The sequence below is a fragment of the Brevundimonas huaxiensis genome, assembly GCF_014218725.1.
Taxonomy (GTDB): Bacteria; Pseudomonadota; Alphaproteobacteria; order Caulobacterales; family Caulobacteraceae; genus Brevundimonas; species Brevundimonas huaxiensis.
Genome location: NZ_JABBJE010000001.1, coordinates 493,829 through 519,767 on the forward strand (window position 1 = coordinate 493,829; position 25,939 = coordinate 519,767).

A 25,939-nucleotide genomic window follows, 5' to 3' on the forward strand; every position below is an offset into this window, starting at 1 on the left:
AGGGGAGGGCTGAAGCATGAACTTGATCCTGTTCGGACCGCCGGCGGCGGGCAAGGGCACCCAGGCCAAGCGGCTGGTGGAAGAGAAGGGCATGGTCCAGCTCTCCACCGGCGACATGCTGCGCGCGGCGATCGCTTCGGGCTCGGAGCTGGGGCTCAAGGTCAAGGACGTGCTGGCGCGCGGCGATCTGGTCACCGACGAGATCGTCATCGCTCTGATCGAGGATCGCCTGACGGAGGCCGAGGCCGCCGGCGGCGCCATCTTCGACGGCTTCCCCCGCACCGTGGCCCAGGCCGAGGCGCTGGACGAGATGCTGGCCAAGCGCGGTGTTCAGATCGACGCCGTCGTCCGCCTGAAGGTTGACGACGCCGCCCTGACCGAACGGATCGCCAAGCGCTTCGCCGAACAGGGCCGTCCGGACGACAATCCGGAATCCTTCAAGGTCCGGCTCGAGGCCTACAACCGCAACACCGCGCCTCTGCTTCCCTACTATGAAGCCCAGGGCAAGTTGACCGAGGCCGACGGCATGGGCTCGATCGAATCCGTCGCCAAGGCGATCGACGAGGCCCTGGCCTGATTTGCGTTTTCGGGCGTTGATCGCCTGATGACTGAACTAGACGACCCCAAATCTGAGAAGACCCGCCAGCGTCGCTGGCGTATGGCGGGCATATTCGTCGCCGTTGCGGCCGCAGAAATCGGCCTGTTTCTGTTGCTCGGACAGGTGAGGGGGCCGACGCCGGTGCCCGTGGTGGAGCCGCCGCCGTTCGAGGTCGTGCTTTACGATCCGCCGCCGCCGATTTCGAACGAACCCCCTGCGCCTGAGACGGGCGGCGGCGCTCCCGCCGCGCCATCCGTCATTCACACCCCGCCGCCTCCGCCGAAGGAACGCCCCCGCGAAGTTCCCGCACCGCCTGTCAAGGCGCCGGAATCCGCGCCCGTCGTCGGGCTCGCGCCGGCGCCGTCGCCGCAACCCGGCTTTGGCCAGGGCGGGCAGGGAACCGGCAGCGGATCCGGCGTCGGGTCTGGATCTGGCCCCGGCAGCGGCTCGACCGGACCACGTCTGGTCACCGGTCCCACCATTGGCCAGATTCGCGCCAACCATCCGCCGGGCGCCCGCAGCCGTTACGGCCGGGTGGAACTGTCCTGCGTCATTCGCCTGGACAGTAGACTGGACGGTTGCCGCGTCGTTCAAGAGACGCCCCCCGGCCTGGGCTTCGGCGCGGCCGGCTTGCAGGTGTCCGGCTATTTCCGCTTCCAGCCGCCGACCGAAGACGGTCGACCGGTCGAGGGCCAACGGGTCACCGTCGGCGTCGATTTCGGCCGTCCGCCGAACAGAGGTTGACGGCCGCAACTCTGGATTTCATGTTGGTGACCTGGAGGGAAGGTCATGTTCGTCACACCGTCTGTCTTCCAAGCTCGACGCAGCCGGTGGATGGCGATCGTCCTGGTGACGGCAGTGCACATTGCCGCTTTGTGGTTGTTGGCGCTGACGAGGACTGAAGTCAGCATCCCGGTCGCGCCTCCCATCTTTGACGTTGTCCTGTCGCCGCGTGTCGATCTCGGCAGCCAGCCAGAAGTTGCCAAGACGGGCGGCGCTGCGGCGGCGCCGTCTCGCACGCACAAGCCGCCAATCCCGCGCAAAGTTGAGCAAGACCTGGAACAGCCTCGTATCCAAGCCGACGAGCAGCCGCATGTGATCGGTTTGGCCGATATTGAAAGCGAGCAGCCGGGGCTGGGTCAGGGCGGAAGCGGTAATGGCAGAGGCGCAGGTGAAGGTGACGGTGACGGCGGCGGAGGCCGCACCGCTCCAATCTTGATCCAAGGCCCCGCCAACGCTGCGATATCGGAGGCTGTATCGCGAGCATCGCTTTACGACTCGACCGGGGCTCATGTGGTGCTGCGCTGCCAGCTAAGGCTGACGGAGAGATTAGAGCGGTGCCGCGTCGTGGGGGAGCACCCCCGTCCATCCGGCTATCGACGTGAGGCGTTAGCGCGGGCGCGCGAGTTCCGGATCAAGCCTCCTACGAGCAGCGGGCGCGCCTTGGATCGACAAGCAATGACGATCGCCTTGGCTTTCCCCGCGCCGCCAGAGGACGCCGATAAGCCCTCTGGTTGACGCCCGGTGAATCATCTGTATAAGGGCGCCTTCCCGCGAAGGGCGCCACGCTCCTGGTTTGTTAACCGGAGCGTTTGTTGCGTCTGACTAACGCGTATCTGGAGAATTTCGTGGCCCGTATTGCTGGCGTCAACATCCCGACCAACAAGCGCGTAGAGATCGCGCTTCAGTATATCCATGGCATCGGCCCGGCCGCCGCCAAGGACATCACCGAGAAGGTGGGCATCGAGCCCGCCCGCCGGGTGAACCAGCTGACGGACGCCGAAGTCCTGTCGATCCGCGAAACGATCGACAAAGATCACACCGTCGAGGGCGACCTGCGCCGCGAGACGTCGATGAACATCAAGCGTCTGATGGATCTGGCCTGCTACCGCGGCCTGCGTCACCGTAAGGGCCTGCCGGTCCGCGGTCAGCGCACCCATACGAACGCCCGCACCCGCAAGGGTCCCGCCAAGCCGATCGCCGGCAAGAAGAAGTAAGACAGACACATGGCCAAGGAACCGGGTCGCGTAAAGAAGCGCGAGCGCAAGAACATCACCTCGGGCGTCGCCCACGTGAATGCTTCGTTCAACAACACCATGATCACGATCACCGATGCCCAGGGCAACGCGATCTCGTGGTCTTCGGCGGGTCACATGGGCTTCAAGGGTTCGCGTAAGTCGACCCCTTACGCCGCCCAGATGGCTGCGGAAGACGCTGGCAAGAAGGCCCAGGAACACGGCGTGAAGACGCTGGAAGTGAACGTCTCGGGTCCGGGCTCCGGCCGTGAATCGGCCCTGCGCGCGCTGCAGTCGGTCGGTCTGACGATCACGACCATCCGCGACGTCACCCCGATGCCGCACAACGGTTGCCGTCCGCCCAAGCGTCGTCGCGTCTAAGCGACACCGCCCAAAGCACCCCCATCTCCGTCCGCTCCATCATGGCCTCGTCGACAAGGCCGGAGCAGGCGAAACCCGTTCGAGGGACAAAATGATCGAAAGAAACTGGCAAGAGCTGATCCGTCCCGAGAAGCCTCAGATCGAGACCGGTTCCGATGCCCAGCGCAAGGCGCGCCTGGTCGCCGAACCCCTCGAGCGTGGCTTCGGCGTGACGCTCGGCAACGCGCTTCGTCGCGTTCTGCTGTCTTCGCTGCAAGGCGCGGCCGTCACGGCCATCCAGATCGACGGCGTCGTCCATGAGTTCTCGTCGCTGGAAGGCGTGCGCGAAGACGTGGTCGACATCGTCCTGAACATCAAGCAACTGGCGCTGCGCATGCACGCCGAGGGCCCCAAGCGCATGACGCTGCGCGCCACGGGCCCTGGACCGGTGACGGCCGGCCAGATCGACGTGCCGGCGGACATCGAGGTTCTGAACCCCGACCACGTCATCTGCACGCTGGACGACGGCGCATCGGTGCGCATGGAACTGACCGTCCAGAACGGCAAGGGCTATGTCGCCGCCGAGCTGAACCGTCCGGAAGACGCGCCGATCGGCCTGATCGCCGTCGACGCCCTGTATTCGCCGGTCAAGAAGGTGGCTTACCGCGTCGAGCCGACCCGTCAGGGTCAGTCGCTGGACTACGACAAGCTGCTGCTGGAAGTCGAAACCAACGGTGCGGTCACGCCGGTTGACGCCGTGGCCTACGCCGCGCGCATCCTGCAGGACCAGCTCCAGATCTTCATCACGTTCGAAGAGCCCAAGAAGGCTGTCGAGCAGTCGGACGGCAAGCCCGACTTGCCCTTCAACCCGGCGCTGCTGAAGAAGGTGGACGAGCTGGAACTGTCGGTTCGTTCGGCCAACTGCCTGAAGAACGACAACATCGTCTACATCGGCGACCTGATCCAGAAGACCGAGGGCGAAATGCTTCGCACCCCGAACTTCGGCCGCAAGTCGTTGAACGAGATCAAGGAAGTTCTCACGACGATGGGCCTCAGCCTCGGCATGGACGTGCCGAACTGGCCGCCCGAAAACATCGAAGATCTGGCCAAGAAGTTCGACGACCAGATCTAAGTTCAACCCTCCGCCCGTCTCCTTCGGGAGAGTGTCGGGGCGGTTAGAAGATTACGGTTCCAGGTCCCTGTCGGGATACCGGTTCCGGAGTAGGAGAGACCCAGATGCGCCACGGCGCCGCCCATCGTAAACTCGGTCGCACGACCAGCCACCGCACCGCCATGTTCGCCAACATGGCCGCATCGCTGATCAAGCACGAGCAGATCACCACGACCCTGCCCAAGGCGAAGGAACTGCGTCCCTTCGTCGAGAAGCTGGTCACCCTCGCCAAGAAGGGCGACCTGCACGCGCGTCGTCAGGCCATCAGCCAGGTTCGCGACGTGCCGCAAGTCGGCAAGCTGTTCGAAACGCTGGGCCCGCGCTACAGCGCGCGTAACGGCGGCTATATCCGCATCATGAAGGCCGGCTTCCGCCACGGCGACAACGCCCCGATGGCCGTCATCGAGTTCGTCGACCGCGACGTCGAAGCCAAGGGCAAGGACTCCGGTCCGGTCCTGGCCTTCGAAGGCAACGACGAAGACTAAGATTTGGTCGTTTGACCAAACGCCGGAAGGGCGGTCGGAGCGATCCGACCGCCCTTTTGCTTTGCGTTCAAACCAGTCATGACGGTTGAATGACCGTTGCCATCGTCGATTTCCTTCCCGATCACGCCGCCGCCTGGGCGCGGTTGAACACCGCCTGGCTAGTCGAGGGCGGCTTCGCCATCGAAGCGAAGGATCGGCTGGCGATCGATGATCCGCAGGGCGTGTTCCTGGAAAAGGGCGGGCGCATCTTCATGGCGCAGAGGGATGGGGAGTCTGTGGGCTGCTGCGCCATGGTCCCGACCGATGACGGGGTGGAGGTCTGCAAGATGACCGTCACGCCCGCCGCGCGCGGCCTGGGGCTGGCGCGACGACTGCTCGAGACCTGTGAAGCGGCGGCGCGGGAAGCGGGTGCCGCCCGGCTGTATCTCGAAACCAACAGCGCCCTGAAGCCCGCGATCGCCCTGTATGAAAGCGCCGGCTTCGTTCACCTGCCGCCACGTCCCACGCCCTATGTGCGCGCGGACGTCTTTATGGAGAAGCGGCTTTAGCCGTCCCAGAACGCGGCGATCGCCATGCTCCATATAAGCAGAATGCACAGGCCGTAGGCGATCTGATCCTGAGGCGAGCGGCGGGGCGGCTTGGGCGGTGGATTTGGAAGCGGCATCGCCAAGCTTGAAGCCGATAGGCGAAGACAGCGAAATCGATTAAGCGGGTGGAACTCTGTGAGGGGAGGTCACATGTCGGGTCGCGCCCCGCCGCCGCTGAATGCGCTGCGAACCTTCGAAGCGTTCGCGCGGCACGGCAGCATGACCCGTGCAGCGGCCGAGTTGTGTGTCACCCACGGCGCGGTCAGTCGTCAGATCGCAGCCCTACAAGCTTCGCTGGGCGTGATCCTGGTGACCGGACCGCGCCATGCGCTGATCTTGACTGAGGCAGGCGTGCAGTTGGCCGCGCGGCTGACGCCCGCCTTTGGCGCGATCATCGATGCGGTCGAGGCCGCGCGGCCGGGCGCGGTGCGGGAGATCGAGATCTCCTGTCTCGGCACCTTTGCCCTGAAATGGCTGATCCCACGTCTGCCGTCCTTCCTGGAGGCCCATCCTGAGGTGCGCGTGAAGCTGTCGGAATCCTATGTGCCGGTCGACTATCGGCGCGACCGTTTCGACGGCGCCATCCGCATCGTGGAGCCGGATCAGCTTCATGCGCGAACCGAAGCGACGCCCTTTCTGAGCCAACATCAGGGGCCTGTCGGATCGCCATCCATGATGGCCCAGTTGCCGACGATAGACGCCTTAGCTGGCGCGCCGCGGCTGCATTCGGCGACCTTCCGTCGGGCGTGGTCGGTCTGGGCCGAACTGGCCGGCGTGACCCTGCCGGCAGCGACGATGGAGCGGGAGTTCGCGCACAATCACTCGCTGGTAGAGGCGGCGATCGCTGGATTGGGCGTCGCCATCGCGCCTTGGGCCTTTGTGGCGCCCGATGTCATGGCCGGTCGCTTGGCCGCGCCGTTCGGTTTCGTCGAGCGGCCGTCCCGGTTCGTCTTTCTGCGGCCGGAAGGTCGCAAGGACGCGGCGGTGGACGCCTTCCGCGACTGGCTGGTTGCGGAAGGCGCGCGCAGTCCGTCGCCGCCTATTCCTTGGACAAATCCTGGCGGTTGAACCAGGCGACGGCGGCGGCGAAGATGACTCCGATCCACAGGGCCAGGCTGAGGACGCCTTTCAGCACGGCGTGGTCGGGCAGTTGCCCCGCCGAGGGGCCGCCCGCGATGGCGGCCTTCAGCAGGTCGGTGGCCATGCCGGGCGACAGCAGAGGCAGAAGCCAGCCGTCCGGCGTCACGCCCATCGGCAGCAGCAGTTGGGGCAGGAAGAACTGGGCCACGCCGATCACCAGCGGCGCGAACAGGGCCGCCAGCAACGAGCGCGTCACCACGGCCGCCAGGAGGCCGAGCATGGTGAACTGCAGGATGCGCGCCCAGCCGGTCAGGGTCAGAAGGCCGAAGTCCGCCGCCGCTGCGCCGGTCATCGAGAAGGCGAGGGGGCGGCCGAACACCGCCGCCTGGATCACGCTGGCGATCACGTCGGAGATCAGCGCGGCGAAGGTCGCCAGCACGATCACCAGACCCACGACCGCGACCTTGCCGGTCAGCAGGTTCGGCCGGGTGTTGCGCGCGCTGATCAGCCGCCAGGTCGCCCAGCGATAGTCGCCGGCGTAGATGGTCGCCGCGCCGATCAGGACGAACATCAGGATGGCCGGATTGGCGAAATCGCCCGCGCTCTTGACCAAGGTCATCCCCAGATCGAGCGGGCCGCCCTTCATCATGTCCGGCGGCAGTTTGCCCGCCAGTTTCGCCTCATTGGCCTTGGCTACGACAAAGCCCAGGGTGGCCAGGATCACACCCATGATCGGGATGAACAGCACGCTCCAGAACAGGGCGGTGCGGTTCTTGGACAGGCGGTAGGTTTCGGAACGGATCGCGTCAGCCAGCACGGTTTTGCTCCTGCACGCCGGTCCAGCCGGTTTCGCTCATGAAGACGTCTTCCAGGTCCGCGCCGATCCAGCGGGCCTCTTCGATATCGACGCCGCCCTCGACCAAGGCCTTGATGGCGGCGGCGGCCTCGGCGCGAGGTATGGCGGCAACGATCGCGTCGCCCTCAAGCGTCGCGCGGTCGCCCAGCACGGACATGGCCTTGGCCAGAGGCGTGACGGACAGGCGCAGACGCTCTCCCGAGGCGGTCAGGTCGGAGACCCGGCCCTCGGTGATCACCTTGCCCTTGTTGAAGATGGCGACGCGGTCGCAGACGCGCTGGACCTCCTGAAGCTGGTGGCTGGCCAGGATGACGGTGACGCCGTCATGGTCGGCCAGGCTGCGGATCAGGGCGCGCATCTCCTGGATGCCGGGCGGATCCATGCCGCTGGTCGGTTCATCCAGAATGACGAGGTCCGGCTTGGTCATCAGGGCGGCGGCGACGCCCAGACGTTGCAGCATGCCGACCGAAAAGCCCTTCACGCGCCGGTTCGCCGCCTCGGTCAGGCCGACGCGTTGCAGCCAGTTATCGATCTCGGCCGAGGACACGCCGCCATGGGCGCGAGCCAGCCATTCCAGCACCTGGCGGGCGGTCATGAACGGCGGAAAGCGCGGCGTCTCGATCATCGAGCCCATGCGACGCATGGAGGCCGGATCACCGATCCGACCGCCCATCACCACAGCCTCGCCCACGGTCGGCTGAATCAGACCCAGCAGGGTGCGAAACAGCGTCGATTTGCCCGCCCCATTGGGACCCAGAATGCCGTAGACGCCGCCGCGCGGGATCGACAAGGTCAGGCCGTCCAAGGCCTTTACCGTCCCGTAGGTCTTGGTCAGGCCGCGAATGTCGATGACGGTTTCCATACGCCAAGCTTGGCGAGTGAACGCCGGTCGCACAAGCCGTCGCGTGGCTGTCGTCCATTAAGTTTAGGCAATGGTTCAATGCCGCCTTGGAGTAAGTTCATGTCTCGTTTCGTCGCCGCCAGCCTGGCCGTGGCCGCCGCCTTCGCCGTCGCGTCCTGCGCCGGGGCCCCGCAATCCGCCCGTACATCGCCGGTTGTCGAGCAGACCGCGCAGACGACCCGTCCCGATCTGGTCATCCTGGTGTCGATCGACGGCTTCTCGCCGGATTATCTGGGCAAGGGGCAGACGCCTGTGCTGGACGGACTGGTCGCCGGCGGCGCGGTCGGATCGATGCGGCCGTCGTTCCCCAGCGTGACCTTCCCCAACCACTATACGCTGGTGACGGGGTTGCACCCGGACCACCACGGCGTGGTCGGCAACCGGTTCACCGACGCGCAACTGGGCGCCTTCACCATGGCCAGCAAGGAAAGCGGTTTCTGGGATCAGGGCGAGCCGATCTGGGTCACGGCCGAAAAGGCGGGCGTGCGCACCGGCACCATGTTCTGGCCGGGATCGGAGGTCGAAATCCACGGCGTGCGGCCCAGTCAGTGGGCGCCGTTCGACCAAGCAATGCCGGGCGACACGCGCGTGGATCGTCTGCTGTCGTGGCTGGACTTGCCGTTGGATCAGCGACCGAAGCTGGAGACGCTGTATTTCGACATCGTCGACACCGCCGGTCATCGCAACGGCCCCGATGCGCCCGAGACGCGCGCCGCCGCCGCGTCGGTCGACGCCTCGATGGGACGGTTGATTGAGGGGCTGAAGGCGAGGGGGCTTTATGATCGCACGATGCTGGTCGTGGTGTCGGATCACGGCATGGCTGCGACCTCGCCGGACCGGGTCGTGTGGATCGACGACATCATCGATCCGGCGGCGCTGAAGATCGGCTATGGCGGAGCGGTTCTGACCGCCGATCCGGCGCCGGGTCGCGAGGCCGAGGTGCAGCAGAAGCTGGTCGGCCGCCATCCGCATATGGAATGCTGGAACAAGGCCGATGTGCCGGCGCAGCTGGCCTATGGCTCCAACCCGCGCGTGGCGCAGATCGTCTGTCTGGTCGAAACCGGCTGGCTGACGGCGACGCGCGATCGGCCGGTGACGCGGGCGGGGGGCGCCCACGGGTATGACAATCAGGCGCCGGAGATGGCGGCGATCTTCATCGCCCATGGGCCGGGCGTGGTCGCCGGGCGTCGGCTGACCGATCTGGACAGCGTCGATGTGCAGCCCTTCCTGGCGCGGATGCTCGGGATCGCGGCGCCGGCTGGTGACGGGCGGGCGCAAGACACCTTGCCCGTCACCATGCCCTGATGGGGTGATTGGCGAGCCGACGATTTGAGCGCACACTGGTCGCCAAAGGGAGAGGGGCGAAGATGCGCAAAAGTCTGTGGGTCGCGACGGTTTCGGTCGCCTGTCTGATTGCGCCCGTGGCGGTCGCCGACGCCACGGCGACGGCGGCGACCCTGGCCCTGATCACCAATCCGCAGGTCTGCGGCCGGGTCGGCGCCGTCGGCGATGTCCAGCCGACACGCGACATGGTCATGGCCCCAGGCTTCGGCGACGAGGGTTTCGCGGTCGATACGAAGAACCCCGAGGCCCAGGCCTGGTTTGACCACGGCGTACGACTGCGCTGGGCGTTCGAGCATTCGGAATCGGTGCGGGCGTTCCGAAAGGCGAGGCAGTTGGACCCGTCGTGCGGCATGTGCGCCTGGGGCGAGGCCTGGGCGATCGGGCCGAACCTGAACGGCGGCGGCGGCGATCCCGAATCGATCGCCACAGGCCTGCGCGTCGCCCGTGACGCGCGGCGTCTGGCCCGAGACGCTACGCCGATGCAGCGCCAGATGATCGACGCCCTGATCCAGCGCTATTCCGGCAAGGAGAAGACCCGCGCCCTGCGTTACGCCCGCGCCATGGACCGGATCGCAAAGCGTCACGCCGACGACGTATCGGTCGCCTCGATCACCGCCGACGCCTGGATGCTCCAGCCCGAGGGCGAATGGTGGGACAAGGACGGCAAGGCGACCGATCCGGCCGTCACTCGCGCCATGGCGATCCTGGAGCACGCCCTGAAGGTGAAGCCGAGCGATCCGGGCGCTATTCACCTGTACATCCATCTGACCGAATGGTCGGACGATCCACATCGGGCGCTGGCCTATGGCGAGCGGCTGGCCCTGCTGGCGCCGGGGGCCAGCCATCTGGTGCATATGCCGTCGCACACCTTCTATCGGGTCGGGCGGTACAAGGACGCGATGATGTCCAACGTCAACGCCGTGGCGCTGGACAAGAATTACGATCGGCTGGTCGCACCCCCGGGCGGCATTCGCGGCATGAGGCTGCACGCCCACAACATCCATTTCGGCATGGGCGGCGCCCTTATGGCGGGCGGGGCCGAGCGGGGGCTGGAGCTGGCCGACTGGTATATGGCGACCTATCCGCAGCTGGCGGGACCGCCCGAGGCGGGCGAGGACGGCTATGTCGTCTATCGTCAGGTGATGGCGGCGAACGCCTATGCGCTTTACGGCCGGTTCGGATCGGGCGCCCAGGTCGCGGCGCTGGCCGAACCAGACGTGGGCCGTCCGCTGATGCGGGTCGGCTGGCGCTATGCGCGGGGTGAGGCGGCGGCGCGGCGCGGCGATGCGGCTGCGGTTCGGGTCGAGGCCCAGGCCATCGCCGCCCTGCTGGCGGACAAGGCGTTCAAAGGCCTGATGGCGGATCGTCAGAGCGGTTTCGCCGAACTGTTCCAGAAGGTGCTGGAAGGCCGCGCGGCCATGATTGATCAGGACTATCCCGCCGCCATCGCCGCCTATGGGCGGGCGGCGGCGATCCAGGCCATGGCGCCCGAGGGCGGCGATCCGCCGATGATCTGGTATCCGACGCGCCGAAGCCTGGCCGCCGCCATGCTGGCGTCCGGCGATGCGGCGGGGGCCAAGGCGAAGATCGGCGAACTGCTGAAGGATTGGCCGAACGATCCCTACAGCTATTACGTCCTCTACCGCGCCGAACAGGCGGTGGGCGACGAAGCGGCGGCCAATGACGCCCTGCGCCATGCCGGCGTCGAATGGATCGGCGGTCAGATGAGTTTGGCCGAGGCCTGACGCCTCGGCCGCGGGTTGGTCAGCGCTTCGCTGCTTCGATCAGTTTGCCGATTTCGGCCGGGTCGATGCCGGGGCTGGCCTTGCCGTTGACGAAGAAGGTCGGCGTGCCGCGCAGGCGCAGGGCGGCGGCCGTGGTGTGGATTTCGGCGATGTGGCGGGTGGTGTCGGGCGCGGCGATCGCGGCCTTGGCGCGGGCCATGTCCACGCCATGCGCCGCGAGGATGGCGTCGATCGCTTCGATCGACAGCGCCCGCTCGGTCATCAGCGCGTCATAGACTTCCAGATACTTGCCCTGCTGGTGCGCGGCCAGGGCGGCGCGGGCGGCGTATTGCGAGGTGATATCGTCGCCGCGGTCCAGGATGGGCCAGTCCTTGAAGACGAAGCGGACTTCCGGGTGGGCGGCCATCAGGGCGCGATAGTCGTGGGCCACGGCCTTGCAGCCGGGGCAGCGGAAGTCAAAGAATTCGATCACCGTGACCTTGGCGTTCGCTGGACCGAAGGCTGGATCGCGGGCGTCGGGCGCCAGGAGGCCGGCGTTGGCGGCGGCGGCCTGGTTCGTCTCCTCGACGGCGGCCTCGGCGTCCTTGGTCTGAAGCGCCATCTGCGCCTCCTGCAAGACCTCGGGGTGCTCCAGCAGATACGCGCGCACGCTCGATCCGCCGGTCAGATAGGGCGCGGCGGAAAAGCCCAGCGCGATGACTGACAGGCCCAGGGCCAGATAGCCGGCGCGGCCGCCACTGAGCCATCCCGGCTTGGCGGTCTTGAGTTCGGGCGCAGGCGTGGGGGCGTCGTCGGTCATTCAGGCTCGCAGTCGGCGGTAAGGGATCAGTTTAGGGTGGCGGGCCGGCGCGCGGCGTCGCGGCGGTCCAGGTCGTTGAGATCGTCGGGCGTGGCGCCCGAGGCCAGGACGATATCGACGGCGCGGCGCCATTCGATCGAGCCGGGGTCCAGCATGGAGCGGGCGCGCAGGGCGAACTGGGTGGCCTGTTTCTCGTCCCCGCCGGCGAAATAGTATTCCGCCGAGGCCAGTCGCGCCTCGCCCTCCTTGCCCTGCGAGGCATAGGCCTGGGCCAGCAGTCGCCAGGCCATGGTGTTGTCCTTCTCGGCGACGACGGCGTGCTTCAACTGGTCGATGGCCTCGTCCAGATTGGCCTTGTCGTTGGTCTCGATCAGGGCGTGGGCCAGGTTGACGCGCAGCAGAGGGGCGTCGGGCTTCAGGCGGACCGCCTCGCGGTGGGCGGTGACGGCCTCGGCCGGGCGGCCTTCCTCGAACAGGATTTGGCCCTTCAGTTCCTGGAAATAGGGGTTGTTCACGTCGCCCGCGATCAGCGCATCCACCGCCGTCAGCGCCTTGTCCGTCTGGCCGTCGCGATACCAGGCGATGGCCCGCGCATAGCGGCCGGGCAGGGAGTTGTCGGACGACGGATAGTCGCGCAGGGTGGCGTTCGGCGGATCCATGAAGGCGTGAATCTTGGCCAGGATCAGCGCGTGCTGCGCCATACGTTCGGGGCTGTCGCGATGGTCGTAGTGCGGCTGTTCCTGCACATAGCGGCGCAGGCTTTCGATCCGGTTCGACGACAGGGGGTGGCTGCGGAAATAGGGATAGCGGCGGGCGTCGGAGAAGACCTCCTGCGAGCGGAAGTTCTCGAAGAAGGACACCAGCCCAGCACCGGATTCGCCGGCCGCCTCCAGCGCCCGCGCGCCCGAGATGTCGGCCTCGCCCTCCTGGCTCTGCATGTAATGCAGCGCGCCCAGAGCGCCGAAATACTGGCTGGAGCCCAGCAGGGCCACGCCTGCGTCCGGCGCGCCGGCGGCGATCGCCAGGGCGCCCAGCGCCATGGTCATGAACATCGGCTGTTTGCCGGCGTTCTCGGCCCCGTCGCGCAGGGTGTGGCGGTTCTTGATGTGGCCCGCCTCGTGCGCCATCACGCCCAGCAGTTCGCCGGGCGTCTTGGTGCGCAGGATCAGGCCGGTGTTGACGCCCATAATCCGCCCGCGTGTCGCAAAGGCGTTCAGGTCGTTGTCGTTGACCAGCAGGACTTCGATGTCGTTCGGGTTCAGCCCCATGGCCACGAAGACCGGGTCGGCCCATTCGCGCACGATGCCCTCGACCTCGGTGTCGCGGATCAGGCTTTGCGCGGAGGCCTGGCCGGCGACGGAAACAGCCATCAAGGCCGTCGCCGCCGCCAGAACGCGGGATGCAGATCGGGGAAGCCATCTCATGGCTCTACTCCAACAACGACCGGCCCCCGCCTGTATCCAGACAGTCTAATCGTGACCGATCAGCGGCGCCACCACCCGCGCTTGGGCTTTTCGGGCGGTGCGACGATCTGGTTCGGGTCTTCGGCGATGATGGCCTGAACGTCGATCTCCGGCGTGGGAGCCACGAACGGCTCGGCCAGCACGGCCTCGGTCACCGGAACCGCGGTCGGGGCGGCGACCGGGGCGACTTCGGCCGGTTCGGCGGCCAGCGCCTCGTGCGGGGTCACGTCCAGTTCGACCGGCGCGCCTTCGACCGTCGCCTCGTTCAGCTCGATGGCGGTGTCGGGATGCGGTTCGGTCGCGATCTCGACATTGGCGCTGGCCGACTTGCGGCGCACGCGACGACGCTGAGGCTCGGGCGCGATGGCCGGGGCGGCCATCTCGACGGCCTCGGTCGGCTCGACCATGACGGCCATCGGCGTCTCTGGCGAGCCGTCAGGCGGCATGCCTTCGTTGGTGGCGCGGTTCTCGACCTTGATCTCGTGGCTGACGGAACCGTCGCCACGACCGCGACCGCGACGGCGACGACGGCGCGAACGCCCGCCTTCCTCGCCGGAGCCTTCGCCGGCGCCGCTATGGGCGACGACATCCAGGCCTTCGCCCTCGGACTGAGCGAAGGCGTGGCGTTCAGCCCGCTCATGGCGCTCGCCGCGTTCCGGGCGACCTTCCGAGCGGCCGGGGTTCAGCGGGTCGAACCAGACATAGGGGTCGTCCAGCGACGGCGTGCGGCCGCGAACCCAGGTGTAGACGTCGCGCTCGCCATCCTCGCGCACGCGGCGACCGCCACGGCGACCACGGCGACGGCGGCGGCCGTTTTCGTCTTCCTCATCGTCCGAGGCGTCGTCGGCGCTGACCGTATCGACGGCCTCGACGTCGGAGGTTTCCTCGTCGCGACGACCGCCGCGACGGCGACGGTTGCGTCCACGACCGCGATCGCGACCGCCATCGTGACGCTCCGAGCGTTCGCGCGGTTCGTCATCGTCGCTGTCTTCGCGATCCAGGGATTCGACCGTGTCGTCATCGTCGTCGGCGATGATCTCCTCGTCGTCGTCCTCATCCTCGTCTTCGTACAGCGAGGCGTCGAAGTCGTCGTCGAGGTTGGGCATCTCGATCTCGGGCGCGACGAAGTCCTCGTTGGTCTCGGTGCGCTCGATATTGTGTTCGCCCTGACCCAGGCTGTCGTCGATCTGGACGATGACGTTCAGGCCGCGACGTTCCAGGAGCGACTGCAGATAGGCGCGCTTGTGGTTCAGGATATACAGGCCGACGGCGGTGCAGACCTTCAGCACCACGACGCCCGCGCCGTTCTTGCCGGCCTCGATGTCGACCGCGCGCAGGGTCATCAGGGCGGCGGATTCGGCCGAGCGAATACGGCCCGTGCCCTGGCAGTGCGGGCAGGCCTCGGTGGCGCCTTCGATCACGCCCAAGCGGCGACGCTGGCGACTGATTTCCATCAGTCCGAAGGGCGAGATGCGGCCCATCTGGATTCGGGCGCGGTCGGAGGACAGGGCCTCCTTCAGCACGCGCTCGACGGCGCGGTTGTTCTTGCCTTCATCCATGTCGATGAAGTCGATGACGACGAGGCCGGCGAGGTCACGCAGGCGCAGCTGGCGGGCGGCTTCCTCGGCCGCTTCCATATTGGTCTTGAACGCCGTCTGCTCGACGTTGCGTTCCTTGGTGGCGCGGCCCGAGTTGACGTCGATGGCCACCAGGGCCTCGGTCTGGTTGATCACCAGATAGCCGCCGGACTTCAGCGGCACGACCGGCTGATGGATCTGCGTCAGCAGTTCTTCAATGCCGTTGGCCGCGAACAGGGGGCGCGAGCCGCGATACAGGTGAACTTTCCTGGCCTGGGCCGGCATCAGTACGCGCATGAAGTCGCGCGCTTCCTTGAAGCCCTCGACGCCCTCGACCTGGATGCCGTCGAAGTCCTTATCGAACATGTCGCGCACGGCGCGGCGGACCAGGTTCTCTTCCTCGTAGATCACCGAGGGGGCGTGAGAGGCGAGGGTGGTTTCGCGGATCGTTTCCCACAGGCGCAGCAGATATTGATAGTCGCGCTTGATCTCGGCCTTGGTGCGCTTGGCGCCCGCCGTGCGGATGATCAGGCCCATGCCCTTGGGCACTTCCAGGGCCGAGACGGCGCTCTTCAGGCGACGACGGTCCGAGGTGTTGGTGATCTTGCGCGAAATGCCGCCGCCCTTGCCGGTGTTGGGCATCAGGACGCAGTAGCGGCCGGCCAGCGACAGCCAGGTGGTCAGGGCTGCGCCCTTGGCGCCGCGCTCGTCCTTGACGACCTGGACCAGCAGGATCTGGCGGCGCTTGATGACGTCCTGGATCTTGTAGCGACGCATCAGGCGGCGCTTCAGCCGCTCTTCGTCGGCCAGGGCCGATTCGGGATCGACATCGTCGCCGGTCGATTCGCGGTCGAGATCGTCCTCGTCCTCGTCGTCGTGCGCCTCGGCCATGATGGCTTCGCGGTCGGCGACGGGGATCTGGTAGTAGTCGGGATGGATTTCGTTGAAGGCGAGGAAGCCGTGACGATTGCCGCCGTATTCAATGAAGGCGGCCTGCAGGCTGGGCTCTACGCGGGTGACCTTGGCGAGGTAGATATTGCCGCGAAGCTGGCGCTTCGCACGGGATTCGAAATCGAATTCCTCAATCTTGCGCCCGTCCACGATGGCGACCCGGGTCTCCTCGGGATGCGCCGCATCGATCAGCATTGTCTTTGACATGGAAAGTCTCTCTCTGGCGCGCGCAGGCCGACCGTCCCGGATCTCCGGACAGGGTCATGGCGGCTCGCCGAATGAAGGTGAGGGCCGGCGCGCGCGATATCCCCTCGCCGAAAACGGCGAAGAAGGCTTGATCAAGCCGTTGGGGAACGCAGGCGGAAAGGCCCATTAAGTCGTCGGTCCTGAACCGGGCGCGCCAATCCCTTGGGAAGGCCGCGTCCCTGGTCCGCTCTTCGAACCATCGGCCAGGCCGGGGCGGTTCTAGGATTGGTGAAAGTCAACGCCGCGAGGAGGGCGCGCCAAGATTCGCAGAGGCGAAATCGGCGCGATCGGTTCGCGAGCGGTCACAGCATAGTCATGCAACGGGAGAATTAAAAGGCGCTCGCCTTAACCCCCTGAATACGAGCCTCTGTCATGATGAGGTTCAAGTAGGCTTAAACCGGGTTCGCCGACGCAGATGAGCGGTCGCGTTTTGACAGGTCTGATGCGCTGGGGCGCGAAGGAGTGGGCGATGACCGCCCTGGCCTTCGTGGTCATCTGCATGGTCGGTCTGTCCGCAACGCGCGGTTTCGCCTGGGGCGCGCAAGGCGATGTGCTGGCGGTGCGCTTCGGCGCCGATGGCGATCGGACCCGCGTTGTCATCGATCTGGACAAGACGGCGCAGGGGCGCGTCATCGACGCGGGCGGAGAGGGCCGTGTGGTGCTGGCCCTCAGCGGCGTCGCGCCCGGACGCGGCCTGAACGGCGGCGGCTCGGGTCTGGTGCGCTCCTTTGAGGTCACGTCGTCCGGCAGTTCGTCGCGGGTTCAGCTGGAACTGGCGCGCGGCAGCGAGATCGAACGGCGCTTCCTGCTGCCGCCCGGCGACGGCGTCAGCCATTATCGTTATGTCGTCGATCTGAAGGCTACCGGGGCCGCCGCGCGCGCCACGACCACGCCGGCGCCGCACGCCAGCGCGCCGCCGCGCCGCGCCGAACGCCCCCTGATCGTCATCGACGCCGGCCATGGCGGCAATGATCCCGGCGCCAGCGGCGCAAGCGCCCAGGAAAAGCAGGTCACTTTGGCCGCCGCCCTGGCGTTGAAGGCCGAGCTTGAGAAGAACGGCCGCTATCGCGTCAGGCTGACCCGGAGCGACGACCGCTATGTCGACCTCTATCGCCGCGTCTCCATTGCGCGTCAGGCCGACGCCGATCTGTTCATTTCCTTGCACGCTGACGCGGGCGCCGATCCGGCGCTGCGCGGGGCCAGCGTCTATACCCTGTCGGAGCAGGGCGCCGGACGGGCCGTGCGTGAGTTCACGCGGGGCGACAACTGGCACCGCGAACTGCATCTGCCGGGGCGCGACCCGTCGGTGGATCGCATCCTGCTCGACATGACCCAGCGCGCGACCCAGAACCGCTCCGCCCAGTTCGCGCGCGTCTTGCTGACGCACCTGGAAGGCTCGGACCATCCTCTCTTGCGCCGCAGCCATCGCGATGCGGGTCTGGCAGTGCTCCTGGCGCCCGACGTGCCGGCCGTGCTGCTGGAAATGGGCTTCATCACCAATCCCGAGGACGAGCGGCTGCTGACCGACGAGCGTGCGCGCCGTCGCCTGATGAAATCGGTGGCGGACGGGATCGATCGCTATTTCCGCGAGCCGTCGAGCCCGATGATGGCTGCCGCGAACAGCCAAGCCGCCGGTCAGCCCTGACCCGGCGCAACCAAGCCGGCCGTAGCCGGTTTCAGCACCATGAAAAAACCGATTGTCACAGGCGGATCAGGCCTGATCGGAACGGGCGTTTGTGACGCCTTGCTGGCCAACGGATGGGAAGTCGCCTCCTTCGATCTGAAGCCGGGTGAGGGGGAGGCTCGTCATATCGACTGCGATCTGGGTGATGAGGACTCGGTCAAACAGGCGTTCGAGACCTTGGGCTGGTCGTCGCTGGACCTGCTGGTCAACAACGGAGGCATCGCCGATCCGGTGAACGGCCCGCTGGCTGAACTGTCGCTTGCGGACTGGCGCAAGACGATCGACAGCCATTTGACCGGCGCTTTTCTGATGAGCCGCGCCGCCATTCCGATGCTGAACGAGGGCGGCGCCATCGTGAACATGATCTCGACGCGCGCCTTCATGTCAGAACCGCACACCGAGGCCTATGCGGCGTCGAAAGGCGCGCTGTTCGCCCTGACCCACGCCCTGGCGATCAGCGAAGGCCCTCGGATCCGGGTCAACGCCATCGCGCCAGGCTGGATTTCGGACGGCGAGGATCTGCGTCCTGTCGATCACGAACAGCATCCGGTCGGCCGCGTCGGCCGCGCCGAGGATATCGCCGGGGCCGTGCTCTACCTCGCCGAGGCGGGCTTTGTCACGGGCCAGGTGCTGACCGTGGACGGCGGCATGACGCGCAAGATGATCTACGCCGACTAGACCGTCAGGCCAGGCCGGCCTTCTTCAGCGTCTTCCAGGCCTTGATCACGCGTTGCAACTTCGCCTCGGCGCTGCGGTCGCCGCTGTTGGTGTCGGGGTGAAACCGCTTCAGCAGCTCGTGATACTGAGCCTTGACCTTCGCCTTGTCCGCGCCGGGATCCAGATCGAGGTCGGCGAGGGCGGCGCGTTCCAGCTTGCCGATGCGGCGGTCCTCGGTCGCAGACTGCGGCGCTTGATCGCCCTTGCGCCCGAACAAGCCGAAGCTGTCGCGCCATGAGCCGGCGCCGGTGGTGTTGGACGTGCCCATCTTGGCGGCGAAGGCGGCGGCTTCGCGCGTGAACTTGCCGGCCTGCATCTCCCAGGTCGGGCGGCCGCCGGTCATGGCCTCGTTTTCCTGGGCGGCGCGAATCTCACCCTCGGTCATGCCGGCGTAGAAGTTCCAGCCCTTGTTGTATTCGCCGGCGTGCGGCTGGCAGAACTCATAGAAGTCGTTCAGCCGTTCGCGGGACTTGGGCGCCTTGGCCGCGGCGGCTCGGCGACAGTCGGGCCACTGGCACGGCTTTTCGCCCGGCTTCAGGTGCAGGACGTCGGCTTTCGCCGCCTCTTCCTCGGGCTTGGGCGGCTTCACCCGAATGTCGGTGAAGCGCGGCTTGTATTGAAAGGAGGCGGACATCACCCGAAGTGTAAGCCCGATTGGGACAGCATCAAGGAATCGATCATGTCTGAAGGCCCGGTGGCGACGATTATTCGTGCAAAACTGACGGCAGGGCTGTCGCCCCTGCGTCTGGAGGTCGAGGACGACAGCTGGCGCCACGCCGGACATCATCATGAAGGCGGAATGGACGCCAAGCCTGGCGGCGAAAGCCACTTTAACTTGGTAATCGTGTCCGCCGCTTTCCAGGGGCAGTCGCGGCTGGCGCGACAGCGCGCGGTCAACGCCCTGCTGAAGGACGAGATGGCCGGACCGGTCCACGCTCTTTCGATCAAGGCGCTGACGCCGGAGGAGGCTGGCTGAGCGAAAGAACTGCGTTCACATCGTCTTAGAACCTTCGTCTTAGCGTCGTCCGACCAAACAGAACGTGGGGATCTGGGCTTATGGTGGAATCAGACGGCGTCGCGAAGGCGCTCGAAGGCGAGCAACGCGCCGGAGACGCGGCCCAGGCGCTGACCGCCATCCTGCAGACGCAGTATCTCCGCTACATGATCATCGCCTCGTGGGGCGTGGGTCTTCTCGGCACCGTCGGCTTGTGGCCGGCGCTGTTGTGGTTCGGCGGCACCCTGGCGGCCGGGTCGCTGCGGGGAATCGTCGAACATCGCCTGAGCCATCGCGTCGGCACCAACTGGGGCGTGATCTTCCCGATCGTGGCGACGGTGACGACCGGCGCTTGGGCCATCGCGCCTCTGATGGCCTGGTTCTCCCCCACCGAGTTCGGACGGCCCCTGGCCCTCGCCCTACTGATTTCCGGCTATGTGCTGGTCTTCGCCCAGCTTCGCAGCTCGCCGCGTCAGGCCCTGATCATCTCTTCGCCCTACGGCGCGGCCGCGACGATCATTCTGTTCAGCCTGTGGGGCACCAACGCCTTCTGGTCGATGCTGGCGGTCCTGCCGTTCACGGCGGCAGGTCTGTTCGTGCTGGTGACCATGACCCTGCTGCGCGAAGACCGCATTCGGGCCTTCCAGTCGCATCAGGCGCATCTGATCGAGGAGCTGGAAGCGGCCCGCGACAAGGCCAACGCCGCCAATGATGCCAAGTCGAACTTCCTGGGCGTGATCTCGCACGAACTGCGCACGCCCATGAACGGCGTATTGGGCGCGGCCCAACTGCTCAGCGCAACGCGACTGGAGACGACGCAGCGCGAGTATCTGTCGATCATCCGCAACTCCGGCGACAATCTGTTGTCGCTGCTGAACGACATCCTCGACATGACCAAGATCGAGGCCGGCAAGATGAACTTCGAGGTCGTCGATATCGTCATCGACGGCCTGAACAAGCGCATCACCGGCCCCTTCGAGGCCCAGGCCGAAGCCAAGGGCCTGACGTTCGTTACGACCGTGGAGGGCGAGATTCCGACGGTGGTGCGCGGCGATCCGCTGCGCGTCTGTCAGGTGGTGCAGAACCTGCTGTCCAATGCGGTCAAGTTCACCGAAGCTGGCGAGATCCACTACCTCGTGCGCGGACACCGCGTATCGGATCAGCGCGTGCGGTTCGAATTTGTCGTCCAGGACAGCGGTGCGGGCATTGCGGCGGCCGATCTGGAGCGGCTGTTCATGCCCTTCACCCAGGTCGATACCTCGTCCACGCGGCGCTTTGGCGGAACGGGTCTGGGCCTGACGATCGCACGGCGCATGGCCAACATCATGGGCGGCGACATCACCGTGACGTCCAAGCTCGCCGAGGGCTCGTGCTTCACCCTGGAAATCGAGGCCGAGGTCGTGGAATGGGCCAAGCCCGTCGCGGCGGCTGAGGTTCATGCCGAGATCGAAGGCGGCGAATCGTTGCGCGTCCTGGTGGTCGAGGATCATCCGGTGAACCGCATGATTCTGGAGGCCTGGATGAGCTCGGCCAGCCACGTCACTTCGACGGCCGAGAACGGGCAGGTCGCGGTCGATATCGCCAAGGATCAGCCGTTCGACCTGATCATCATGGACGTGAACATGCCGGTCATGGACGGACTGACCGCAACGCGCATCATCCGCGAAGGCGGCCAGAATGCGAATACGCCAATCGTGGTCCTGTCGGCATCGGCGCGTCATGAGGATCATGAGGCTGGTCTTCAGGCCGGCGCCGACGCCTATCTGAACAAGCCGATCGATTTCGGCGCTTTGGCCGCCCTGATGGGTCACGTCAGCGGCGGTCGCGACGCGGTTGCGCAGATGGCCGCACCGCCATCAGAGGCCTCCGTCGCCGCCTGATTGCGGCGATCCTGTGTTCCCGACATGAACCTGGGCCGAGGACGCCGGTTCAGGCGCGCCTCAGTCGCCGTGCTCCATAACTGCACCCAAGCCGATGGTCTTCGGCGCAGATGGAGACACGATCATGAAAAAGATCCTGACCACCGCAATCGCTTCGGTCATGGCCGCCGGCGCGCTGGGCGCAGCAGGCGCAGCCTCGGCTCAGCCCGTACCGCCCCACGGTCCGCATGGTCCCGCCGCACGTCACGGTCCGGGTCCTGACCACTACGATCGTCGGGACTATCGCCAGGATCGCCGCGATTACCGCCGCGAGCTGCGCGAGGATCGTCGGGACTATCGCCAGCAGCAACGCGCCTATGAACGCTGGCAGCGTGCGGAACGTCGTTACAACGCCCCGCGCTACGTCCCGCCGCGCGGCTATGCGGTTCGGACCTGGAGCTATGGCCAGCGGATGCCGTCCTACTACCGCACCAACGCCTATGTGGTGCACGACTATAACCGCTATGGCCTGCGCGCGCCGCCCCGTGGCTACCAATATGTCCGCAGCGGCAATGACGTGGTGCTCGCCGCCGTCGCCGGCGGCCTGATCACCGCCGTGATCGCCGGCCTGTTCAACTGATCCGTCAAGGATTTGAGATGCGCTCCGGAGGGAAACCTCCGGGGCGTTTTTCGTTCTGAAGAGGACGGCGACGCTTCCGGCGCCCAAGATGGATGACGATGCGCGCCTTCGCCGAGCTTCTGGACCGCCTGTCCCTGACGGCTTCGCGCAATGCGAAGCTGGTGCTGGTGCGCGACTATCTGAGAGCGACGCCCGATCCGGACCGGGGATGGGCGCTGGCGGCCCTGACCGGCGACCTGACGTTCGACGCGGCCAAGCCGGCCATGATCCGAAAGGCGGTCGAAGGCCGGGTCGACAGTGTGCTGTTCGGCTGGTCCTACGACTATGTGGGCGATCTGGCGGAGACCGCGGCCCTGATCTGGCCCGTGACGCCGGACCACCGGCCAAACCGTGAGCCCGAGCTGGCCGAGGTCGTCGAGGCGCTAAGGACCGCCACGCGGACGGAGGTGCGCGGCCTTCTGGAAGGCTGGCTGGATGCGCTGGAGCCGAAAGGGCGCTGGGCGCTGCTGAAGCTGATGACCGGGGCCTTGCGCGTCGGCCTGTCGGCGCGGCTGGCCAAGACGGCGGCGGCCATGATGCGCCCGGACGCGGTGATGGCGCCGCCCTCGCCGGACGGGGACGAGGCGCAGATGACGCTGGAGGCGTTGGACGCCTCTGCCATCGAGGAAGTTTGGCACGCGGTCGAGCCGCCCTACGCCGACCTGTTCGCCTGGCTGGAGGGCAGGGCGGAGCGGCCCAGCCCGGATGCGCCCGGCCGGTTCCGACCCGTCATGCTGGCCGTCGCCATCGATGAAGCCGTGGATCTGCCCAAACTGTCGCCGGCCGATTATGCGGCCGAATGGAAGTGGGACGGCATTCGGGTTCAGGCGGTGCTGGAGGGCGAGGTCCGCAAACTCTATTCCCGAACCGGCGACGAGATTTCGGCCGCCTTTCCCGATGTGATGGAGGCCTTGGCGTTCGAAGGCGCGATCGATGGTGAGCTGATCGTCTGGCGCGACGGGGCGGTGGCGCCGTTCGGGGATCTGCAGCAGCGGCTGAACCGCAAGTCGGTGGACGCCAAGGCGATGCAGGCCTTTCCAGCGGCGGTCGTCGCCTATGACCTGCTTGCTCAGGATGGCGAGGATCTGCGCGGCCTGCCGCTGCGCGAGCGGCGGGCGCGCCTGGAGGCCTTGGTCAATGGTCATACCGGCGAGCGACTGTACCTGTCGCCGGTGGTCGATTACGCCGATTGGGATGAACTGGCGCGGCTGCGGGCCGATCCGCCGGTCGGGGCGGCGGCCGAGGGACTGATGCTGAAACGCTGGGACAGCCCCTATCTGGCGGGGCGACCCAAGGGGCCGTGGTTCAAGTGGAAGCGCGACCCGCACGTCATCGACGCCGTCCTGATGTACGCCCAGCGCGGCCACGGCAAACGCTCCAGCTTCTATTCCGACTACACCTTCGGCGTCTGGACGCCGGAAGGGGCGTTGACGCCGGTGGGCAAGGCTTATTTCGGCTTCACCGACGAGGAGTTGAAACAGCTCGACAAGTTCGTGCGCGACCACACCATCGACCGGTTCGGGCCGGTGCGGTCGGTGCGGGCCGAGCGGGATTTCGGCCTGGTGCTTGAGATCGCGTTCGAGGGACTGAATCGCTCGACGCGGCACAAGTCGGGCGTGGCCATGCGCTTTCCGCGCGTCAGCCGCATTCGCTGGGACAAGCCGGCGCGAGAGGCCAACACTATCGACGATGTGATGGACCTGCTGGACGCCATCGAAAGCGGCGGCGGACGGATCGCAAAGGCCTGAAATCGGGCTTTCAGGGGTTCCAATCGTCGCGTCAGGCGTTAGACCCGGCCTCATGTCTCTGCCTCTTTCCAACGATGTCGCCGAAGCGGTCGCCGCAGGGCGCAAGGCCGTTTCGATCGACGCCGCCGTGATCGCCAAGCTGACCGACATGGCGGGTGATTTCGCGATCAATCTGACGATCGCCATCCTGATCTTCGTCCTGACGGTCTTTGCGGCGAAATGGGCGGCGCGGGCGGCGCGCAATACCCTGTCGCGGGTCAAGGGCTTCCGCCACGATCCGACGGTCCTGAGCTTTGCGGTCCAGGTGGTGCGGGTGGTGGTCTTCATCGTCGGCATGATCGCCGTGCTTCAACGCCTGGGCGTTCAGACCACTTCGATCATCGCCGTGCTGGGTGCGGCGTCCTTGGCGGTGGGCCTGGCTTTGCAGGGCACGTTGTCGAACGTGGCTTCGGGAATCATGCTGCTGGTGCTGCGGCCCTACCGCGTCGGCGACGTGGTTGATGTCGGCGGGATGAGCGGCACGGTGCAGCGACTGGACCTGTTCACGACCCAGCTGTCCAACGCCAACAACCACAAGATCGTCATTCCGAACTCGAAGGTCCTGAGCGACCCGCTGACCAATCTGACCGGCCAGCAGACCCGCCGGATCGAGATCAACTTCACCGTCGGCTATGGCGACGATCTGAACCAGGCGCGTTGCGTGCTGGCGGATATGGCCGCCGCACACGACAAGGTGCTGCAAGATCCCCATCCGTGGACCGGCGTGACGGGCCTGTTGGACAGCTCGGTGCAGGTGACGCTGCACGCCTGGGTCAAGGTCGGCGACTGGTGGCAGACCCAGGCCGATCTGATGCAGGGCGGCAAGGAGGCGCTGGACGCCGCCGGGATCGAGATTCCGTTCCCGCATCAGGTCGCCGTTCCCTATGGCGATCACGAGCCGTCGTCGGTCGTTCCGGGCGCGACGACCCCCGATACAGCTTTCAAGGCCAGTTGATGCGTTACGATTTCGGCTCCGACAACACCGCCGGCATGGCGTTGAGCGCCATCGAAGGCCTGGTGCGGGCCAACAAGGGATTCGCCCGCGCCTATGGCGCAGACGAGGTCACAGCCCGCGCTGCCGACCAGATTCGCCAGCGTCTGGATGCGGACGCCGAGGTGCGGTTTGTTTTCAGCGGGACGGCGGCCAACGCCATCGCCCTGTCGATGCTGGCCCAACCCTATGAGGCGGTGCTGGCGCACCATGCGGCGCATATCTGCACCGACGAGACTGGGGCGCCGGGCTTCTTCGGTCACGGCGTCGGCCTGATCGGGCTGCCGGGCTTCTCGGGCAAGATCGATCCATTGGCCCTGCAGGCGCAGTTGGGCGAACCCGAAGTCGGGCATCGTCAGCCGCCCGCCGCCCTGTCGCTGACCCAGGCCACGGAATATGGCTCGGTCTATACCGAGGAAGAGCTGCGCCACCTGATCGAACCGGCCAAGGCGCTGGGCTACGGCGTTCACATGGACGGGGCGCGCCTGACCAATGCGGTCGCCGCCGGTTTCGACCTGAAGGACATTCCTCGCCTGGGCGTGGACGTGCTGGTGTTCGGCGGGGCCAAGGCGGGCGCCAACTGCGCCGAGGCGATCGTGCTGTTCGACAAGAGCCTGGCGCGGCGACTGGACAACCGGCTGAAGCAGGCGGGCCAGACGTCGTCCAAGACGCGTCTGCTGTCGGGTCCGATGCTGGGCTTGCTGGAAAGCGGCGATTGGGAATCGGGCGGCGCCCACGCCAATCTGATGGCGCAGCGCTTGGCGGCCGGCATTGCGGGGCGGTCGCCCTTCGTCCTGGCCCATCCGGTGGAGGCGAACGCCGTCTTCGTGCGGATGCCGAAAGAGGCGCACGCCCGCCTGAACGAAATGGGCTGGGCCTGCTACGCCTTCGATGACGGTTCGGTGCGCTTCGTCTGTTCGTGGGCGACGCAGGAAGCGGCCGTGGACGAGTTGATCGAGGCGGTCGCCGGTCTGGGCTGAGCGACGAATCCCCGCTTGCGCGCCAGCGTGGCCTTTCCCCTGTCGCATTGGCTTTCCATATGCGGATCAT

General features: G+C 66.6%; 25 protein-coding genes. 19 read left to right on the forward strand and 6 right to left on the reverse strand.

The features are described from left to right. The first annotated feature begins 16 nt into the window (after positions 1 to 16). The 9 genes from HF680_RS02515 to HF680_RS02555 all read left to right on the forward strand — a co-directional run bounded on the left by HF680_RS02515 (position 17) and on the right by HF680_RS02555 (position 6,284). Positions 17 to 577, forward strand: coding sequence for an adenylate kinase (locus HF680_RS02515; protein WP_017506042.1), 561 nt, complete (start codon positions 17 to 19; stop codon positions 575 to 577). A 27-nt stretch (positions 578 to 604) separates the two neighbouring features. Then, positions 605 to 1,342 (forward strand): energy transducer TonB, encoded by a 738-nt coding sequence (locus tag HF680_RS02520; RefSeq protein ID WP_185223965.1) that lies wholly within the window; start codon positions 605 to 607, stop codon positions 1,340 to 1,342. A 45-nt stretch (positions 1,343 to 1,387) separates the two neighbouring features. Beyond that, a complete protein-coding gene (locus tag HF680_RS02525; protein WP_185223966.1) occupies positions 1,388 to 2,116 on the forward strand; it encodes a hypothetical protein in 729 nt (242 codons plus the stop codon). Between the two features lie 110 nt (positions 2,117 to 2,226). Further along, positions 2,227 to 2,595, forward strand: a complete 369-nt coding sequence (rpsM, locus tag HF680_RS02530; RefSeq protein WP_026108555.1) for a 30S ribosomal protein S13 — start codon at positions 2,227 to 2,229, stop codon at positions 2,593 to 2,595. Between the two features lie 9 nt (positions 2,596 to 2,604). Then, entirely contained in the window at positions 2,605 to 2,994 is a 390-nt protein-coding gene (rpsK, locus tag HF680_RS02535; protein ID WP_013268944.1) for a 30S ribosomal protein S11, read from the forward strand. A gap of 91 nt (positions 2,995 to 3,085) precedes the next feature. Beyond that, the gene (locus HF680_RS02540) at positions 3,086 to 4,105 is read left to right on the forward strand and encodes a DNA-directed RNA polymerase subunit alpha (RefSeq protein WP_039248576.1); all 1,020 of its coding nucleotides are present in this window, start codon (positions 3,086 to 3,088) and stop codon (positions 4,103 to 4,105) included. A gap of 104 nt (positions 4,106 to 4,209) precedes the next feature. Beyond that, the gene (gene rplQ / locus HF680_RS02545; protein ID WP_185223967.1) at positions 4,210 to 4,629 is read left to right on the forward strand and encodes a 50S ribosomal protein L17; all 420 of its coding nucleotides are present in this window, start codon (positions 4,210 to 4,212) and stop codon (positions 4,627 to 4,629) included. Between the two features lie 89 nt (positions 4,630 to 4,718). Further along, on the forward strand, positions 4,719 to 5,177 hold the full coding sequence (locus tag HF680_RS02550) for a GNAT family N-acetyltransferase (protein WP_185223968.1): 459 nt from the start codon (positions 4,719 to 4,721) through the stop codon (positions 5,175 to 5,177). 189 nt (positions 5,178 to 5,366) lie between these two features. Continuing rightward, positions 5,367 to 6,284, forward strand: coding sequence for a LysR substrate-binding domain-containing protein (locus HF680_RS02555; RefSeq protein WP_185223969.1), 918 nt, complete (start codon positions 5,367 to 5,369; stop codon positions 6,282 to 6,284). Here the strand turns inward: HF680_RS02555 and HF680_RS02560 are convergent. Both HF680_RS02560 and HF680_RS02565 read right to left on the reverse strand, forming a co-directional pair. After that, positions 6,256 to 7,113, reverse strand: coding sequence for an ABC transporter permease subunit (locus HF680_RS02560; RefSeq protein WP_185223970.1), 858 nt, complete (start codon positions 7,111 to 7,113; stop codon positions 6,256 to 6,258). The two genes, HF680_RS02555 and HF680_RS02560, sit on opposite strands and share 29 nt — an antisense overlap. Then, positions 7,103 to 8,014, reverse strand: coding sequence for an ABC transporter ATP-binding protein (locus HF680_RS02565; RefSeq protein ID WP_185223971.1), 912 nt, complete (start codon positions 8,012 to 8,014; stop codon positions 7,103 to 7,105). The genes HF680_RS02560 and HF680_RS02565 overlap by 11 nt, the downstream gene beginning before the upstream one ends. A gap of 99 nt (positions 8,015 to 8,113) precedes the next feature. On the opposite strand from HF680_RS02565, the gene HF680_RS02570 reads away from it, so the two are divergent. Together HF680_RS02570 and HF680_RS02575 are read left to right on the forward strand one after the other, a co-directional pair. Next, positions 8,114 to 9,358, forward strand: coding sequence for an alkaline phosphatase family protein (locus HF680_RS02570; RefSeq protein ID WP_185223972.1), 1,245 nt, complete (start codon positions 8,114 to 8,116; stop codon positions 9,356 to 9,358). A gap of 62 nt (positions 9,359 to 9,420) precedes the next feature. Next, complete coding sequence (locus HF680_RS02575) at positions 9,421 to 11,142, forward strand: tetratricopeptide repeat protein (protein ID WP_185223973.1); 1,722 nt, start codon at positions 9,421 to 9,423, stop codon at positions 11,140 to 11,142. Positions 11,143 to 11,161: 19 nt separating this feature from the next. On the opposite strand, the gene HF680_RS02580 is transcribed toward HF680_RS02575, so the two are convergent. The 3 genes from HF680_RS02580 to HF680_RS02590 are packed head-to-tail and all read right to left on the reverse strand — an operon-like array spanning position 11,162 to position 16,139. Further along, positions 11,162 to 11,941, reverse strand: coding sequence for a DsbA family protein (locus HF680_RS02580; RefSeq protein ID WP_185223974.1), 780 nt, complete (start codon positions 11,939 to 11,941; stop codon positions 11,162 to 11,164). A gap of 26 nt (positions 11,942 to 11,967) precedes the next feature. Continuing rightward, a complete protein-coding gene (locus HF680_RS02585) occupies positions 11,968 to 13,365 on the reverse strand; it encodes a M48 family metalloprotease (RefSeq protein ID WP_185223975.1) in 1,398 nt (465 codons plus the stop codon). A gap of 59 nt (positions 13,366 to 13,424) precedes the next feature. Beyond that, on the reverse strand, positions 13,425 to 16,139 hold the full coding sequence (locus HF680_RS02590) for an Rne/Rng family ribonuclease (protein ID WP_185223976.1): 2,715 nt from the start codon (positions 16,137 to 16,139) through the stop codon (positions 13,425 to 13,427). 508 nt (positions 16,140 to 16,647) lie between these two features. On the opposite strand from HF680_RS02590, the gene HF680_RS02595 reads away from it, so the two are divergent. Next, a complete protein-coding gene (locus HF680_RS02595; RefSeq protein ID WP_197071090.1) occupies positions 16,648 to 17,823 on the forward strand; it encodes an N-acetylmuramoyl-L-alanine amidase family protein in 1,176 nt (391 codons plus the stop codon). A 39-nt stretch (positions 17,824 to 17,862) separates the two neighbouring features. Further along, on the forward strand, positions 17,863 to 18,540 hold the full coding sequence (locus HF680_RS02600) for an SDR family oxidoreductase (RefSeq protein ID WP_185223977.1): 678 nt from the start codon (positions 17,863 to 17,865) through the stop codon (positions 18,538 to 18,540). Positions 18,541 to 18,544: 4 nt separating this feature from the next. Here HF680_RS02600 and HF680_RS02605 read toward each other — a convergent pair whose 3' ends face one another. Further along, entirely contained in the window at positions 18,545 to 19,213 is a 669-nt protein-coding gene (locus HF680_RS02605) for a J domain-containing protein (RefSeq protein ID WP_045811690.1), read from the reverse strand. 45 nt (positions 19,214 to 19,258) lie between these two features. Here HF680_RS02605 and HF680_RS02610 point away from each other — a divergent pair, with 45 nt between their 5' ends. The 6 genes from HF680_RS02610 (at position 19,259) to HF680_RS02635 (ending at position 25,869) form a co-directional block, all read left to right on the forward strand. Then, entirely contained in the window at positions 19,259 to 19,555 is a 297-nt protein-coding gene (locus tag HF680_RS02610) for a BolA family protein (RefSeq protein ID WP_039247647.1), read from the forward strand. Positions 19,556 to 19,635: 80 nt separating this feature from the next. Next, positions 19,636 to 21,453: a response regulator gene (locus HF680_RS02615; RefSeq protein WP_185223978.1), complete on the forward strand. Its 1,818-nt coding sequence runs from the start codon at positions 19,636 to 19,638 to the stop codon at positions 21,451 to 21,453. Between the two features lie 124 nt (positions 21,454 to 21,577). Continuing rightward, positions 21,578 to 22,072: an RcnB family protein gene (locus tag HF680_RS02620; protein ID WP_039247720.1), complete on the forward strand. Its 495-nt coding sequence runs from the start codon at positions 21,578 to 21,580 to the stop codon at positions 22,070 to 22,072. Positions 22,073 to 22,170: 98 nt separating this feature from the next. Then, on the forward strand, positions 22,171 to 23,859 hold the full coding sequence (locus tag HF680_RS02625) for a cisplatin damage response ATP-dependent DNA ligase (protein WP_045811708.1): 1,689 nt from the start codon (positions 22,171 to 22,173) through the stop codon (positions 23,857 to 23,859). Positions 23,860 to 23,911: 52 nt separating this feature from the next. Further along, positions 23,912 to 24,853 carry a mechanosensitive ion channel family protein gene (locus tag HF680_RS02630; RefSeq protein ID WP_045811692.1) on the forward strand — a complete coding sequence of 314 codons (942 nt, stop codon included), beginning with the start codon at positions 23,912 to 23,914 and terminating at the stop codon, positions 24,851 to 24,853. Next, positions 24,853 to 25,869, forward strand: coding sequence for a threonine aldolase family protein (locus tag HF680_RS02635; RefSeq protein ID WP_045811693.1), 1,017 nt, complete (start codon positions 24,853 to 24,855; stop codon positions 25,867 to 25,869). Before HF680_RS02630 ends, HF680_RS02635 begins: the two co-directional genes overlap by 1 nt. Positions 25,870 to 25,939 lie beyond the last annotated feature (70 nt).